Below are 826 nucleotides of genomic sequence, written 5' to 3'. Positions count from 1 at the left end.
CACAGTTGAGAAAAGGGCCGGAGGCTCTTTTCTCTTTATTTGAATAGAAGGTTTTTTTTAAAATCAATAATAAACAATATGAGGTGGTATAATGGATAAAGCACAAGTGAAAACAGCTCAATTAAATGATTTGAGTTTAGTGAGAAAGTTATTGACAGATACAGCAAAATGGCTGCGTGAAAAAGGATCAACACAATGGGCTGGTTTGTTAAAAGGAGAAGATGTACATAATATAGAAGAAGCCATTAAAAGAAAAGAGGTCTTTCTTGTTTATCGTTCTCAAAAGATAATAGGGACATTCGCTTTATGGAGCACTCAAACAAAGTGGGATCAAGAACTTTGGGGAGAAAATGAGAGTAATGACTTTCTGTATCTGCACCGCTTAGCCTTGGGGAATAATGAGCATGGCAGAAATGCTGGAAGTATATTATTAGATAAAGCGAAAGAAATAACGATTTCAAAAGATAAAAAAGGATTACGATTAGATTGTCTTGCCGACAATACCTATTTAAATACATTTTATAAAAAGAATGATTTTAGCTTTCAAAAGGGAGTTAAAGGTTATTTCAATGGCATAGATCATAAAGATTATCATTTGTATTATTGGGAAAATCGTAAAAAAGTTTTGAAAAATGAAATTTAGTATTGACGCTGTATAAATAACCTGTTAATATTAATCTCGTTGCTGCAAAACAAGTAAAAAATTTCAGCAATAAAGACGGAATGTTTTAGTTGACTTTTTCTTTTTGAGCAATTATACTTAAGTAGTTGTCGTATAGATGAAGGGAACGCTTTCAATTTTCCGGTGAGTCTGGAAAAAGAATCG

1 protein-coding gene is annotated in these 826 nt (G+C 32.2%); it reads left to right on the top strand.

Features of this window, described 5'->3' with window-relative positions:
• The first annotated feature begins 91 nt into the window (after positions 1 to 91).
• Positions 92 to 643, top strand: coding sequence for a GNAT family N-acetyltransferase (locus tag AKA01nite_RS09235; RefSeq protein ID WP_146925033.1), 552 nt, complete (start codon positions 92 to 94; stop codon positions 641 to 643).
• Positions 644 to 826 lie beyond the last annotated feature (183 nt).

It is taken from the genome of Alkalibacterium kapii, from assembly GCF_007988865.1.
Lineage (GTDB): Bacteria > Bacillota > Bacilli > Lactobacillales > Carnobacteriaceae_A > Alkalibacterium > Alkalibacterium kapii.
The sequence above is the reverse complement of the archived record's forward strand: the minus strand, read 5'-3'. Positions and strand labels throughout refer to the sequence as shown.

Coding starts and splice junctions, on each gene's coding strand:
- AKA01nite_RS09235 (WP_146925033.1), top strand. CDS start 92: ATGGATAAAGCACAAGTGAAAACAGCTCAATTAAATGATTTGAGTTTA.